Here is a 14,641-nt window from a genome sequence, read left to right on the forward strand (position 1 = left end):
TGGGCCATTCGAGTAGCAGGGAGCACGACTTTGGCGCAGGGGGAAACGCAACCGGTCGTCTCGGTGGTCGTGGTGAACTATCGAGGAGCCGCCGACACCGTCACCTGCCTGCGCGCGCTCGCTGAACACGATTACCCGAACCTCGAGGTCATCTGCGTCGACAACGCCTCGGGCGGCAACGACGTGGCCGAGATCAAGGCCGCCGCTCCGGGCGTCAAGCTCGTCGAGTCCCCGGTGAACTCCGGTTTCGCGGGCGGCTGCAACCTCGGTGCGGAGCACGCCACCGGCACCGTCCTCGCCTTCCTCAACAACGACGCCCGCCCGGCGCCCGGCTGGGTCGGCGCGGCCGTCGCCGAACTGCGCACGCAGCCGACGGTCGCCGCGGTGGCCAGCAAGGTCCTCGACTGGGACGGCACCGGCACCGACTTCGTCGACGCGGGCCTGACCTGGTTCGGCATGGGCTACAAACGCCACGCGGGCAGCCCGCTGGCCGACGTCCCCGCCGCCGAGCACGAGATCGCCAAGGACGTCCTGTTCGCGACCGGTTCGGCGATGTTCGTCCGCGCCGGGGTGTTCGCCGAGCTCGGCGGGTTCGACGAGCGGTTCTTCATGTTCTACGAGGACGTCGACCTCGGCTGGCGGCTGAACCTGCGCGGCTGGCGCGTGCGGTACGTGCCGGAGTCGCTGACCTATCACAAGCACCACGCCACGATGTCCACAGTGGACGCACCCGATTCGGGCCGCGAGACGTTCCTGCTGGAGCGCAACGCTTTGGCCGCGCTGTACAAGAACCTCTCCGACGAGACGCTCTCGCGCGCGCTGCCCGCCGCACTGGCGCTGGCCGTCCGCCGGGCGACGGCGCGCGGCGACCTGGACGCCACGCAGTTCGACCTCGCCCAGGGCGTCGGCCCGGCCGAAACCGGCCCGATCGAGGTACCGCGGACGACGTTGGCCGGCGTACTGGCGATCGACCAGTTCGTCGAGTTGCTGCCGTCGCTCGCCGAGTCCCGCGCGGCCGAGCAGGCCGCCCGCGTCCGCACCGACGCCGATCTGCTTCCCTTGCTGCGCAAGGCCTTGGAGCCCGCGTACCCGCTGCCGCGCTACCTCGCGGCGCACGAAATCCTGGTCGAGACGTTCGGCATCGACGCGATCTTCGGCCAGCGCCGCAAGGTACTGGTGATCACCGGCGACGCGATCACCGAACGGATGGCCGGCCCGGCGATCCGCGCGTGGAACATCTCCGCGACCCTGGCCGCCGAGCACGACGTCCACCTGGTGACGGTGAACCCCCTCGCCGACCCGCCGCCCGCGCCGTTCCGGGTCAGCGCGGCGACCCGGCGCGAGCTGGAAGCACCGATCGCCTGGGCCGACATCGTCGTCCTGCAGGGCCACGTGCTGGAACTCGCGCCCTCGCTCAAGAAGCAGTACGCGCACAAGATCGTGGTCGCGGACCTGTACGACCCGATGCACCTGGAACTGCTCGAACAGGGCAAGGGCGTCCCCGACGACAAACGCGCGCTCGACCTCATCGGCGTCACCAAGGTCCTCGACGCGCAGCTGGAACGCGGCGACTTCTTCCTGTGCGCGTCGGAACGGCAGCGCCACTTCTGGCTCGGGCACCTCGCCGCGATGGGCAGGCTCTCGCCGCGGCTGTACGACGCCGATCCGACCACCCAGTCGCTGCTCTCGATCGTCCCGTTCGGCCTCTCGCCGCAAGCGCCGGTTCGCACCGGCCCCGGCCTCCGGTCCACTTTGGACGGCATCGGGGAAACCGATCACGTCGTGCTGTGGGCGGGCGGGGTCTACAGCTGGTTCGACCCGCTCACCCTGGTCCGGGCGATCGACCGGCTGCGGCAGCGCCGCGGTGACGTCCGCCTGGTGTTCCTCGGGATGAAGCATCCCAACCCCGAGGTCACCGAGATGGACATCGGCGCGCGCACGATGCTGCTGTCCGAGACGCTCGGGCTCACCGGCAAGCACGTGTTCTTCAACCAGCAGTGGGTGCCGTACGAGGAGCGCCAGAACTGGCTGCTGGACGCGAACTGCGGCGTCACCACGCATTACGAACACGTCGAGACGACGTTCGCGTTCCGCACGCGGGTGCTGGACTACCTGTGGGCGGGCCTGCCGATCGTCACCACCGACGGCGACTCGTTCGCCGATCTGGTCCGCGAGGAACGGCTCGGCGTCGTCGTCCCGGCCGAAAACGTGGACGCGCTGGCGGACGCGCTGGAAAAGGCGTTGTACGACGAGGAGTTCGCGGCGGGTTGCGTCGAGCGGATGGCCGCCGTCGCCCAGCGCTACGCCTGGCCGGAAGCGCTGAAGCCGCTGGTGGAGTTCTGCCGGAACCCGCGGCCCGCCGCCGACCGGTTGCCCGGCTCGGCGGACCTCGTGGTCACCGCGCCGGTGCGGGGCAAGGAAATGCTGCGCCGCGACGCCGACCTGATCCGCGAGTACCTCGCCGACGGCGGCCCGAAGGAACTCGTGCGGCGCGTCGGCGGCCGGGTGCTCAAGGTCGCCAAGCAGAGGCTCGGCCGTGGCTGATCGCCCCTTGCGCGTCCTGCTCGACGGGACCCCGCTCCTCGGTGCCAGGACCGGTATCGGCCGGTACACGGTCGCACTGTCCGAAGAGCTCGCTTCGATGTCCGAAGTGGACACTCGCGCGGTGGCGTTCACCTTGCGCGGCTGGCGACGGCTGCGGCACGTGCTCCCGCACGGCGTCCGGGCCCGCGGGATGCCGGTGTCCGCACGGTTGCTGCGCAAGACGTGGCTGCGGTCGCAGCTACCGCCGGTGGAACTGTTCGCCGGGCCGACGGACGTCGTGCACGGCACCAACTTCGTGCTGCCAGGCCGGTTCCGCGCGGCGGGTGTGGTGACGATCCACGATCTGGCCTTTTTGGACGCTCCCGAGGAACTCGCGCCGAGCGATCACGAACTCCCGCAACTGGTCCGCCGGGGCGCCCGGCTCTCCGACGTGATCTGCACGCCCACGAACGCCGTCGCCGACCAGGTCGCCGAACGGCTCGACGTGGACCGCCGCAAGATCGTGGTCACCCCGCTCGGGGTGAACCCGGCCTGGTTCACCGCGCGCCCGCCGGACAAGGAACGCCGGAAGGAACTCGGCCTGCCGGACAAGTACCTGCTCTTCGCCGGCGCCCCCGGCCCCCGCAAGGGCCTGCACTGGCTGCAGCAGGCCCACGAGGCCGCGCCGGATCTGCCGGAACTGGTGTTCGTCGGCCCCGGTTCGTTCTCGGTGGGCTCACGTTCGCGGCACGTGGGCTACCTGTCGGACGTGAACCTGCGGCGGGTCGTCGCCGGGGCGAGTGCGCTGGTGCTGCCGTCGCGCGACGAGGGTTTCGGGCTCCCGGTGCTGGAAGCGATGGCGTCGGACGTGCCCGTGGTGTGCACGGACATCCCGGCGCTGCGCGAAGTCGCCGGGAACTGCGCGAGCCTGGTCCCCTACGAGGACGTCGACGGTCTCGTGAAGGCACTGCGGGTCGCCGTCAGCGACCCGCACGCCGTCGCCACCTCGGCCACGCGCCGCGCCCACGTCGCGAACTTCACCTGGCGCGCGTGCGCCGAACTCACCGTCGCCGCCTACCGCAAGGCGAGCACCACGCACTGACCCCCTCCGCGTTTCGTCCTCTAGTTGCGGTAGTTGCATGCGCAAGTACCGCAACTAGAGGACGAAACGCGTGAGGGGTCAGGAAGCGAAGTAGGACTTCAGCGCGTCATGCCAGTCCCGAAGCGGCGTGAGACCGGCTTCGCGCCATGAAGCGTTCGACAGCACCCCGTACGCCGGACGCGCCGCTGGACGCGGGAACTCCGCCGTCGTACAGGGCTTCACCCGCGCCGGATCCGCGCCGAGTTCCGCGAAGATCGCCCGCGCGAACCCGCACCACGTCGTCGACCCGCCACCCGTGCAATGCAGCACCCGCTGCGACGGCCCCTCACCGGCGGCAACGCGACCGGCCAGTTCCAGCAGCCCGGCGGCGAGATCGCGGGACCAGGTCGGCGCGCCGGTCTGATCGTCCACAACGGACAGTTCTTCGCGTTCTTTCTCCAGGCGCGCCATGGTCTTCACGAAGTTCGACCCGGTCTTGCCGTATACCCAAGACGTCCGCACGATCCAGGACCGGGCCCCCGATCCGAGAACCGCGTCCTCACCGGCCGCCTTCGTCCGGCCGTACGCGTTGAGCGGCCCCAGCGGATCGCCGGTCTCGTACGGCGAAGTCGCGTCCCCTGCGAAGACATAGTCCGTCGACACGTGGATGAGCGGCACCCCGCGCGACGAGCACGCCGCGGCGAGCACCCGGGGGCCGTCGGCGTTCACCGCGAACGCCCGCTCCTCATCGGTTTCCGCCGCGTCCACCGCGGTGTAGGCCGCCGCGTTGATCACCACCGGCGACGTCCCGGCCTCCCGCGCCCGGTCCGCCAGTTCGGTCACCGCGGCGATGACCTGGCCGGTGTCGCGCACGTTCAGCTCGGACGAAGACGGTGTCGCGGCATCGGATACCAGCGCCGCGATGTCCTGTCCCAGCTGGCCGGATCCGCCCGGTACGAGAACGCTCAGCACTCGTCACGCCCCCGCACGGTTCTTCAGCGACTCCCACCACTGCCGGTTTCCGCTGTACCAGGCGACCGTGTCGGCCAAACCGTCCTCAAAGGACTTCTGCGGCGCGTAGCCGAGTTCCTGCGAGATCTTGGTGATGTCGACCGAGTACCGGCGATCGTGCCCCTTGCGGTCCTCGACCGGCTCGACGCTCTCCCACCCGGCTCCGACGGCGGAGAGCAGCAGCTCGGTCAGCTCGCGGTTGGTCAGTTCCGTGCCGCCGCCGATGTTGTAGACCTCGCCCGGCCTGCCGCCGTCGGCGACGAGCTGGATGCCGCGGCAGTGATCGTCCACGTGCAGCCAGTCACGCACGTTCAGGCCGTCACCGTAGAGCGGGACCTTCTTGCCGTCGAGCAGGTTGGTCACGAAGAGGGGGATGACCTTCTCGGGGAATTGGTACGGACCGTAGTTGTTCGAGCACCTCGTGACACAGACGGGCAGACCGTGGGTGCGGAAGAAGGACCGTGCCAACAGATCCGAGGACGCCTTCGACGCCGAATACGGCGAATTCGGCTCCAGCGCGTGGTCTTCGGCCCAGGATCCCTCGTCGATCGAGCCGTAGACCTCGTCGGTGGAGACGTGGACGAACTTCCCGACCTCGGCCTCGAGCGCGGCCTGCAACAGGGTCTGCGTGCCGAGCACGTTGGTCAGCACGAAGTCGGCGGCCCCGGCGATCGAACGGTCCACATGGGACTCCGCGGCGAAATGCACGACCAGATCGATGCCCCGCATCAGCTCACTGACCAGGGCGGCGTCACAGATGTCGCCCTTTTCGAAGCGGTAGCGCGGGCTCTTGCTCACCGGCTCCAGGTTCGCTTCGTTGCCCGCGTAAGTCAGCTTGTCGAGCACGACCACTTCGGCGTCGGCAAGGCTGGGATACGCACCCGTCAGCACCTGTCGGACGTAATGCGAACCGATGAAACCGGCACCTCCGGTGACCAGCACCCGCATCCCGTGATCCTCCTTTTACGACTTCCGGACCAGCCGAGTGTGTCACGACCGGGGCAACCTTTCACCAGCCTACGGACGTCTAACACGAGGGTCAGTAGAGTTACCGGCGAGGCACGAGTGTGCCCTGGGGAGATTCGTGGAGGACCGCACGTGACCGAGTGGCCCGGGCCACCCATCGCGGCGCGCCGTGGCGGCGGCGTCGTGGTGTTCGCCCGCCGTGGGGTGAAGGTCGTGTTCAGCCTGGTCTCGATCACGATCCTGGCGCTGACCTGGTGGGGCTGGCAGTTCATCGGCGACCCGTCGCAGGGCTTCGCCACCACGAACATCTTCGAAGACAACGGCCACCCGCCCGCGAAACCGCTGGACGGCGCGATCGACATCCTGCTCGTCGGCCAGGACAGCCGCACCGACGCGCAGGGCAACCCGCTGCCGCGCGAGGTCCTCGACATGCTGCACGCCGGCATCTCCGACGGCGAGCGCCAGACCGACACGATGATCCTGGTGCACATCCCCCAGAACGGTAAGAAGGCGGTCGCGATCTCCTTCCCCCGCGACTCGTGGGTCGAGATCACCGGCGGCTTCGGCAAGCACAAGCTCAACAGCGCGTACGTGTACGCCTACAACGACACGTCGAAGACGCTGCAGCAGCAGGGCAATTCGAACCTCAAGGACGTCGACGCCAAGGCCAAGGACGCCGGCCGCAAGAACCTGATCGCGACGCTCGAGCAGTTCATCGGCAAGCCGAAGATGATCGACCGGTACGCCGAGGTGAACCTGTCGAGCTTCTACGAGATCACCAAGGCGATCGGCGGCGTCGAGGTCTGCCTCAACGGCCCGGTCAAGGAGAAGAAGTCCGGCGTCGACCTGCCCGCCGGGCGGCAGTCCGTCGAGGGCGTCCAGGCGCTCGCGTTCGTCCGTCAGCGGTACGACCTGCAGAATGGTGACCTGGACCGGATCGCGCGGCAGCAGGCCTTCCTGTCCGGGCTGGCGAACAAAGTCCTCTCCTCCGACGTCCTGATCAATCCGGCGAAGATCTCGGACCTGATCGCCGCGGTGAAGAAGTCGGTCGTGCTGTCGGCGGGCTGGGACCTGCCGGAGTTCGCCGCCCAGATGCGCGGGCTGACCAGCGGCAACGTCGAGTTCCACACGATCCCGACCCAGGGCGACGCGACCATCGGCGGCGCCGCCGTGCTCCGGGTGGACCCGGCGCAGGTGCAGGCCGAGGTCACCCGCCTGACCTCCGACGGGCAGACGGCGCCCACCGAGACCCCGGCGAAGCTGCCGGGCGCGGAAGCGGTGACCGTCGAACTGTTCGACGGTTCCGGCTCCCCCGCCCTGGCCACCGAGACACGGAACCTCTTACAGGGCAAGGGTTTCAAACTGGCGCCCGACAGCAAGCTCAGCACCCGCAACTCCACGGTGATCCGCTACGCGCCGGGCGACGAAGACGCGCTGGCCCTGATCAAGCAGGTCTTCGGCACCACGATCCAGGCCGAGGCGGATCGCGACGTCGCCCCCGGCAAGGTGCGGGTCCTGCTCGGCAAGGACTTCAAGGGCGCCTCCGCCGGCCCTGGCGGCGCGACCACGGCCCCGTCGAAGACGTCGCCCCCCTCGCAGCCGGCTCAGCCGCCCTCCAGCGCTCCGGCGGCGCCCACCACGACGCCGATCGTCGCGGGCAATGTGCCCTGCGTCAATTAATGTCCGGGTACTCAGCGTGGCCGCCCTACCGGTGGCCTAGCCTTCTCCTACGATCGGACCAGAGGCAGCGTCAGGGGAGGTGAACAGGGATGGGCAGCGAGGACAAGGACCTCGATGAACATTTTGAGCATTTGGACACCGAGGAACCGAAGCCGGAAGAAGACACCGATTCGGACACCGAGAGTGACGAAAAGTCCCGGTTCGTCCCGACGCCGTACCCGCGGAACCCCCTCCCCCAGCCGTCCGTCCCGCCCGAGGACGAAGCGGTCTCGGGTGTACTCGCCCTGCCCGAACGCCCGCTGCGCCGCGCCGGCCGGATCACCCGCCGGATCGCGGTCGGCCTCGTTTCGCTGCTCGCACTCGGCACGACGGGCTACGCCTACGTCACCAAGGACCAGCTGCAGAACAACGTCCCCACGACGAACGCGCTGAGCAAGCCGGACGACCCCGCCGCGCCACCCGCCGACGACGGCGCGAACGACATCCTCCTGGTCGGCAGCGACGCCCGCACCGACGCGCAGGGCAATCCGCTGCCGCTCAAGGTCCTCAAGGAACTGCGCACCGAAGAGAAGCCGGGCGTCAACACCGACACCATCATCATCCTGCGCATCCCGAAGAACGGCGCGAAGCCGTCCGGCGTCTCGATCCCGCGCGACACGTGGACCGACATCCCCGGCCGCGGGCCGAACAAGGTCAATTCGGCGTACGGGGTCGCGAAGGCCAACTACGCGAACGCGCACCGCGGCGAGCGCGACCAGGCGAAACTCGAACGCGATTCCGACCAGGAAGGCCGCAAGGCACTGGTCCAGACCGTTCAGGACCTGACGCAGATCCGCATCGACCACTACGCCGAGGTCAACCTGCTCGGGTTCTACCTACTGACCGAGGCACTGGGCGGCGTCAAGGTCTGCCTGAACCACTCCACCGAGGACAAGGACTCCGGCGCGAACTTCCGGCGCGGCGAACAGACCGTCTCGGGCGGCGAGGCGCTTTCCTTCGTGCGGCAACGGAAGAACCTGCCGCGCGGCGACCTCGACCGCATCGTGCGGCAGCAGACCTTCCTGTCCTCGGCGCTGAACCAGGTGCTCTCGGCGGGCACGCTGACCAGCCCGTCGACGATGAGCGGCCTGATGGACGTCGTGCGCCGGTCGATCGTCCTGGACGAAGGACTGGACCTGCTGGAGTTCGCGCAGCAGGCGAAGGGGATCGCGTCGGGCGACCTGACGTTCACGACCATCCCGGTGATCAACATCAACGGCCGCAGCGCGGACGGGCAGAGCATCGTCGAGATCGACCCCGCCGCCGTGCGGACCTTCGTGTCCGGGCTGGTGGGCCGCGGCGGCGGTGGCAGCGCCCCCGGTGCGGCTCTCGCCGCGTCGAGCGTTCCCTGCGTGAACTAGCGTGGAGGCGTGAGCCTCACCGAACTGCTGCTGCGGCCCGTGCTCGGGTCGCCCGCGAAACCGCTGATCACGCACTATGACGACAAGCAGGGCAGCCGCGTCGAACTGTCCGTGGCGACCACGGTGAACTGGGCCGCCAAAACGGCGAACTGGCTGGTCGACGAGTTCGACGTCGAACCGGGCGACGAGGTCGCCGTGGTGCTGCCGTCGCATTGGCAGACCGCCGGTGTACTGCTGGGCGCGTGGTGGTGCGGCGCCAGGGTGGTGACGGAGACCGCGGGCGCGCGGGTGGCGTTCGTCGTCCCGGGCGGCGAGTCCGGCGCGGCCGCGACGGCCGTCGTCTCGCTGCACCCGATGGGTCTCGGACTGCCCGCCGGTTCCGTGCCCGACGGCGCCCTGGACTACCTGACCGAGGCCAGGCTTTCGGGTGACCAGTTCAGCCCGCTGTCCCCCATTCCCGGCGACACTCCGGCGCTGGGTTCGTCCACAGTGGATGAAGTGCTCACCGAAGCCCGTTCCCGCGCCTCCGGCCTGGGACTGTCGGCCGACGACCGCGTTCTGTCCACTGTGGAGTGGGCGGGCGAGGAAGGGATTCTCTCGGGTTTCCTGACGCCGCTCGCGGCCGGTGCGCATCTGGTCCAGGTCACCGACGCGGATCCGGCCAAACTCGCTTCCCGGCGCGAAGCCGAGCGGACGACGGCGGATCTTCCCTCCTGAAGTGTCATGAAAGGGGCTTTCCTGACGAATTTCGTCAGGAAAGCCCCTTTCATGACATCCGCGCGAGGTCAGGCGTCCTGAAGCTGCTTCGCCTCACGCTTGCGTCCGAAGAGCACGTGGTCGAGCGACAGTTTTCCGGCATTGAAGCCGAGCGCGAGCCCCGCCACCGCCAGGATGAGGACGAGTTCGTAACCGCCCTGACCGGTCAGGCCGTTGTCGAGGTGCACCGAGAGCAGAGCACCGACGGAGACCACGACGAAGCCGAGACCCACCAGCGGCGTCAGGAAACCGACGATGAACAAGATGGCTCCGACGATCTCCACCGCGATCGCGAAGATCGCAGCGAGCGTCGGCAGCGGGATGCCTGTCTGCTCGAAGAACTTCGCGGTGCCGTCGATCCCGTTTTCCCACTTCTGCAGGCCGTGTGCGAGGAAGACCACACCGACACCGATCCGGCCCAGCAGGAGGGCGACATCCTTGAAACGAGCGAACATCGGGTATCAGCTTTCTGGTCGGTGAATATTCAACTTACCCGGATCACGGTAGGGCACCGAACGCCTCCGGCGGCACCTCCGGAGCGTGATCGACAGGTACCCGACAGGTACCCGACAGGAACCGGACACGGTCGGCGGCATGTCCTCTGTGGAAGGTCGCGGAGGTCATTCCCCCGTACGGCGCCGTCGCCCGGTACGCCCGGCGGGCACAATCTCCTGGGTGATGGATGAACGTCTGATCGGCCTCTGGTCGGACCGCATGCTGTATCCGAGCGATGTCGAGTCCGCCGAACTGGCGTTCCGCGGCGACGGCTCCGGATGGCTCTACTGGTCGAGCTGGAGCACCGAGTTCACCGTGTCGCGCTACACGTGGGCGGCGTTCACGCCCGGCGAACTGGCTTTGAAGTTCCACCGCACCCTCGGCGGCACGTGGTCGATCGACAACGGCGTCACCCGGCACGACGTCGAGTCCGACGAGAAAGAAGAGTCCGTGGTCGAGGTCGGCTACGGGATCGCGCAGGGCGAAGACCCGTTCGGCAGCCCGGTGACCCTGCTCTCGCTGGACCGTCCGCTGGACGACCACCTCGCGGGCTCACGGTTCGCATGGGTCGAGAAACCGGAATCGCTCAGCGATCCGGCCGCCGATGCTCCGCGGCCAGACCCGTCCAGCCCCCGCTGACGGCCAGCACCGCGAGCACCCGCTCGGCCTGCTCGGCGAAACCGGCCAGATCCGCGTGCAGCAACGCGATCCGCTCGGCGTCGAGCGGGACCTCGTCGTCGGCCCACAGCTCGATCACCGTGCTGACGGTCCACACGAGGAACTGGATGATCCGGATGAACTCGTCGGAGGGCTCCTCGACGGCCTTGCGGTAGCCCGTCTCGATCTCGTCGCAGGCCGCGACCAGCTCGCGCAGCGGTTTGACGACGTCGGCCGCCGTCCCGTCCCACGAGGCCGACGGCCACATACGATCCCCGAGCTCGAGCCACAACCGCCAGCCGGCGATCAGCTCGGCCTCGTCGTGCGGTGTCCACGACACCGGTGCGGACCAGAACATCCTTCGAGAGTGACACCGTCGGCCCATGATCGCCGTACTTCCGTGAAGCATCTCACCGGCCCACACCTCCCGCGTCTAGTCCTCTAGTTGCGGTCCTTGCACACGCAACTACCGCAACTAGAGGACTAAACGCGGAGGGGCGCCAAGCGCGTGAAGGCCCCCTTCACGCGGCTGAGCCGAGGGAAGGGGGCCTTCACGCGATGAAAGGGATCAGCCCTTGAGCAGGGCGCGGGCCATGACCATGCGCTGGATCTGGTTGGTGCCTTCGTAGATCTGCGTGATCTTCGCGTCGCGCATCATGCGCTCCACCGGAAAGTCGCGCGTGTAGCCCGCGCCACCGAAGAGCTGCACGGCGTCCGTCGTCACCGACATCGCGATGTCCGACGCGTAGGCCTTCGCCGCCGCGGCCATGTAACCGCCGCGCTTGTCGCCACGCTCGGTCGCCGCGGCGGAGGCGTAAACGAGGTTCCGGGCGGCCTCGATCTTGATGCCCATGTCGGCCAGCATGAACTGGACGCCCTGGAACTCCGAGATCGACTTGCCGAACTGCTTGCGCTCCTTGACGTACGCGATCGACGCGTCGAGAGCGCCCTGCGCGATGCCCAGCGCCTGCGCGCCGATGGTCGGGCGCGTGTGGTCGAGGGTGCGCAGCGCGGTCTTCAGGCCGGTGCCGGGCTCGCCGATGATGCGGTCGGCCGGGATGGTGCAGTTCTCGAAGTGGATCTCGCGGGTCGGCGAACCCTTGATGCCGAGCTTCCGCTCCTTCGAGCCGACGGTGAAGCCGGGGTCGTCCTTGTGCACGACGAACGCGGAGATGCCGTTGGCCTTCTTCTCGGCGTTGGGGTCGGTCACGGCCATCACGGTGTACCAGGAGGATTCACCCGCGTTGGTGATCCAGCACTTGGTGCCGTTCAGCACCCAGTGGTCGCCGTCGAGCTTCGCGCGGGTGCGCATCGACGCGGTGTCCGAGCCGGCTTCGCGCTCCGAGAGCGCGTACGACGCCGAGGTCTCGCCCGAGGCGATCGACGGCAGCACCAGCTTCTTGAGGTCTTCCGACGCCGAAAGGATGATCGGCACGGTGCCCAGCTTGTTCACCGCCGGGATCAGCGACGCCGACGCGTCGACACGCGCGACCTCTTCGATCACGATGCAGGCGGCGATGGCGTCCGCACCCTGGCCGTCGTAGGCCTCTTCGATGTGGACGGCGTTGAAACCCGACTTGACCAGGGCGTTGTACGCCTCGATCGGGTAGCGCTCGTCCTCGTCGACCTCGGCCGCGTACGGCTCGATTTCCTTTTCCGCCAAGGCACGGACCGCGGCCCGCAGCTCTTCGTGCTCCTCGGCAAGCTGGTACAGACCCGGGCCGTCAGACACCTTTGTCACCTCTTCTAACGCGAATGAGAGTTCGACCGATGTTAGCGCTCGTTCACATTGTGCGACATCGCGAGCGCTTGTGTCTTTGACCGCAAAGTCCGTACGTTCGAGTGATGCAGCTCACCCCGTTCCCCCGGTCGCTCGACTATCCCGAGGTCCCGGTCGGCTCGGTGCTGGCAGGCGCCGCTGCCCGCTGGGGCGCCCGCACGGCCTTCGCCCACGGAGAGCAGAGCCTCACCTTCGCCGAGACGTATAGCGCGGCCTGCCGGTTCGCGAACGCCCTGCGTGCCGAAGGCATCGGACGGGGCGACGTCGTCGCGCTCCACCTGCCGAACTGCCTGGCGTACCCAGTCGCGTACTACGGGACGCTGCTCGCGGGGGCCACCTTCAGCCCGGCGAACCCCCTGCTCCCGCCCGAGGATCTCGCCTTCCAGCTGGCCGACGCCGGGGCGGTCGCCGCCGTCACCGTCGGCCCGGTCGCGCGGGTGCTCGCTTCGGTCCGTGACCGGACCTCGGTCCGGCTGAGCATCGTCGTTCACCCACCCGAAGCCCTGGGCCAGGGAGAGGTCGAGTTCACGGAGTTCCACTCCGGTCACTCCGACGAGCGACCGGACGTGGAGATCGACATCTACCGCGATCTCGCCCATCTGGCGTACACGGGCGGCACCACCGGACGCTCGAAAGGTGTCCGCCTGCCGCACCGGAACGTCGTGGTCAACAGCCTGCAGAGTTCCTGCTGGCGACTGGGCGCGATCCCCGCTGTCGACGACTCGGGCGAGGTGATCGTCGAGCAGCTCGGCGGTCCGGAGGAGTGGCCGTCCCGAATCGGCACCGGCATCGCGCTCAACCTGACACCGTGGTTCCACGCCATGGGCACCATCGCCGCGCTCAACGTCCCGCTGCTCGACGGCGGCACCATCGTCCTGCACGACCGCTTCGACCCGGCCGCGTACGTGGCCGACGCCGAGATGCTGCGGGTCACCACCATCGGCGGCGCGCCCGCGCTGTTCGCCGCGCTGCTCGCCTGCCCCGAGTTTCACACAGCGGACCTGTCTTCGGTACTGACCATCGGTTCCGGGGCGGCGCCGATGAACCACGAGATGATCCGCGCGCTGCAGAACCGCTTCCCCTGCGTGCTCGTCATCGAGGGCTACGGCCTCACCGAGGTCACCATGGGCGCCGTCATCGCGCCGTCTTATCGCTCCGCCGTCCGCAAGGTCGGCTCGGTCGGTCTGCCGATCCCCGACACCGAGATCAAGATCGTCCCGGCCGAAGGCAGCGAGGATCCCTTGCCCGCCGGGGAACGCGGCGAGGTGTGCCTGCGTGGCCCGCAGGTGATGGCCGGTTATCTCAACCGGCCCGAGGAGTCCGCGGCCGCGCTCGTCGACGGCTGGCTGCACACCGGCGACATCGGCATCCTCGACGAGGACGGCTACCTGTCCATTGTGGACCGCAAGAAGGACATGCTGCTCTACAAGGGATACAACGTTTTCCCGCGCGAGCTGGAGGAGCTGCTGATCACCCTGCCCGGCGTCTCCGCGGCGGCCGTCGTCGGGAAGCCGGACACCGAGGTCGGCGAGCTGCCGGTCGCGTTCGTGGTCCGCGACGACGAGAACGTCACCGCGGAGCAACTCTTGGAGGCCGTCGGCGCCCGAGTCCTGCCCTACAAACGACTGCGGGCGATCCACTTCGTCGACCAGATCCCGGTCTCGGCCGCCGGGAAGGTACTCAAACGGGAACTGCGGAAGCAACTCGCCGACTGACCCCACGCGTTTCGTCCTCTAGTTGCGGTGGTTCGTCGTCGAACTACCGCAACTAGAGGACGAAACGCGGTCAGCCTTCGACGCGTTTCCGCAGGGCTGCGTCCTTGTCGAGCACCAGCTGCTCGAGGTCCGCCTGGAACCGCGCCATCTTCGCCTGCAGGGCCTCGTCGGACGCGGCGAGGATGCGGACCGCGAGCAGGCCCGCGTTCCGCGCTCCGCCGACGGAAACCGTCGCGACCGGGACTCCTGCGGGCATCTGCACGATCGAGAGCAGCGAGTCCATGCCGTCGAGGTACTTCAGCGGCACCGGCACCCCGATCACCGGCAGCACCGTCGCCGACGCGACCATGCCCGGCAGGTGCGCGGCGCCCCCGGCACCCGCGATGATCACGCGCACGCCGCGCGAAGCGGCCGACGTCGCGTAGTCGAGCATCCGCTGCGGAGTGCGGTGCGCCGAGTAGACGCCGACCTCGTACTCGATGCCGAACTCGGCCAGCGCCTGCCCGGCCGCTTCCATCGTCGGCCAGTCCGAGTCGCTGCCCATGATCAGGCCAACCTGCGGCGACATACTCATTAC

The 14,641-nt window shown here is 68.6% G+C and carries 13 protein-coding genes; 7 read left to right on the forward strand and 6 right to left on the reverse strand.

Features of this window, described 5'->3' with window-relative positions:
• Nucleotides 1–30: 30 nt before the first annotated feature.
• Together ACZ5IK_RS20930 and ACZ5IK_RS20935 are read left to right on the forward strand one after the other, a co-directional pair.
• Nucleotides 31–2,544: a glycosyltransferase gene (locus tag ACZ5IK_RS20930; RefSeq protein WP_465489156.1), complete on the forward strand. Its 2,514-nt coding sequence runs from the start codon at nt 31–33 to the stop codon at nt 2,542–2,544.
• Nucleotides 2,537–3,625 (forward strand): glycosyltransferase family 4 protein, encoded by a 1,089-nt coding sequence (locus ACZ5IK_RS20935; RefSeq protein ID WP_465489157.1) that lies wholly within the window; start codon nt 2,537–2,539, stop codon nt 3,623–3,625. Before ACZ5IK_RS20930 ends, ACZ5IK_RS20935 begins: the two co-directional genes overlap by 8 nt.
• Before the next feature lie 78 nt (nt 3,626–3,703).
• Here ACZ5IK_RS20935 and rfbD read toward each other — a convergent pair whose 3' ends face one another.
• The gene (rfbD, locus tag ACZ5IK_RS20940) at nt 3,704–4,576 is read right to left on the reverse strand and encodes a dTDP-4-dehydrorhamnose reductase (RefSeq protein WP_465489158.1); all 873 of its coding nucleotides are present in this window, start codon (nt 4,574–4,576) and stop codon (nt 3,704–3,706) included.
• 3 nt (nt 4,577–4,579) lie between these two features.
• Nucleotides 4,580–5,563: a dTDP-glucose 4,6-dehydratase gene (rfbB, locus tag ACZ5IK_RS20945; RefSeq protein ID WP_465489159.1), complete on the reverse strand. Its 984-nt coding sequence runs from the start codon at nt 5,561–5,563 to the stop codon at nt 4,580–4,582.
• Between the two features lie 150 nt (nt 5,564–5,713).
• Between rfbB and ACZ5IK_RS20950 the strand changes: the two genes are divergently transcribed.
• The 3 genes from ACZ5IK_RS20950 (at nt 5,714) to ACZ5IK_RS20960 (ending at nt 9,378) form a co-directional block, all read left to right on the forward strand.
• The gene (locus ACZ5IK_RS20950) at nt 5,714–7,261 is read left to right on the forward strand and encodes an LCP family protein (protein ID WP_465489160.1); all 1,548 of its coding nucleotides are present in this window, start codon (nt 5,714–5,716) and stop codon (nt 7,259–7,261) included.
• A gap of 89 nt (nt 7,262–7,350) precedes the next feature.
• The gene (locus tag ACZ5IK_RS20955) at nt 7,351–8,661 is read left to right on the forward strand and encodes an LCP family protein (protein WP_465489161.1); all 1,311 of its coding nucleotides are present in this window, start codon (nt 7,351–7,353) and stop codon (nt 8,659–8,661) included.
• 9 nt (nt 8,662–8,670) lie between these two features.
• Nucleotides 8,671–9,378 (forward strand): TIGR03089 family protein, encoded by a 708-nt coding sequence (locus tag ACZ5IK_RS20960; RefSeq protein WP_465489162.1) that lies wholly within the window; start codon nt 8,671–8,673, stop codon nt 9,376–9,378.
• 68 nt (nt 9,379–9,446) lie between these two features.
• Here ACZ5IK_RS20960 and ACZ5IK_RS20965 read toward each other — a convergent pair whose 3' ends face one another.
• Entirely contained in the window at nt 9,447–9,872 is a 426-nt protein-coding gene (locus ACZ5IK_RS20965) for a DoxX family protein (RefSeq protein WP_101612423.1), read from the reverse strand.
• Nucleotides 9,873–10,095: 223 nt separating this feature from the next.
• Here ACZ5IK_RS20965 and ACZ5IK_RS20970 point away from each other — a divergent pair, with 223 nt between their 5' ends.
• Entirely contained in the window at nt 10,096–10,551 is a 456-nt protein-coding gene (locus ACZ5IK_RS20970) for a hypothetical protein (RefSeq protein ID WP_465489196.1), read from the forward strand.
• Here ACZ5IK_RS20970 and ACZ5IK_RS20975 read toward each other — a convergent pair.
• Both ACZ5IK_RS20975 and ACZ5IK_RS20980 read right to left on the reverse strand, forming a co-directional pair.
• Complete coding sequence (locus ACZ5IK_RS20975) at nt 10,499–10,927, reverse strand: hypothetical protein (RefSeq protein ID WP_465489163.1); 429 nt, start codon at nt 10,925–10,927, stop codon at nt 10,499–10,501. The two genes, ACZ5IK_RS20970 and ACZ5IK_RS20975, sit on opposite strands and share 53 nt — an antisense overlap.
• A 210-nt stretch (nt 10,928–11,137) precedes the next feature.
• A complete protein-coding gene (locus ACZ5IK_RS20980; protein WP_020633598.1) occupies nt 11,138–12,310 on the reverse strand; it encodes an acyl-CoA dehydrogenase family protein in 1,173 nt (390 codons plus the stop codon).
• 104 nt (nt 12,311–12,414) lie between these two features.
• On the opposite strand from ACZ5IK_RS20980, the gene ACZ5IK_RS20985 reads away from it, so the two are divergent.
• On the forward strand, nt 12,415–14,064 hold the full coding sequence (locus tag ACZ5IK_RS20985; protein ID WP_465489164.1) for a class I adenylate-forming enzyme family protein: 1,650 nt from the start codon (nt 12,415–12,417) through the stop codon (nt 14,062–14,064).
• Nucleotides 14,065–14,134: 70 nt separating this feature from the next.
• Here the strand turns inward: ACZ5IK_RS20985 and purE are convergent, their stop codons facing one another.
• Nucleotides 14,135–14,632 carry a 5-(carboxyamino)imidazole ribonucleotide mutase gene (purE, locus tag ACZ5IK_RS20990; RefSeq protein WP_465489165.1) on the reverse strand — a complete coding sequence of 166 codons (498 nt, stop codon included), beginning with the start codon at nt 14,630–14,632 and terminating at the stop codon, nt 14,135–14,137.
• Nucleotides 14,633–14,641 lie beyond the last annotated feature (9 nt).

Source organism: Amycolatopsis sp. NPDC031561 (genome assembly GCF_055580625.1).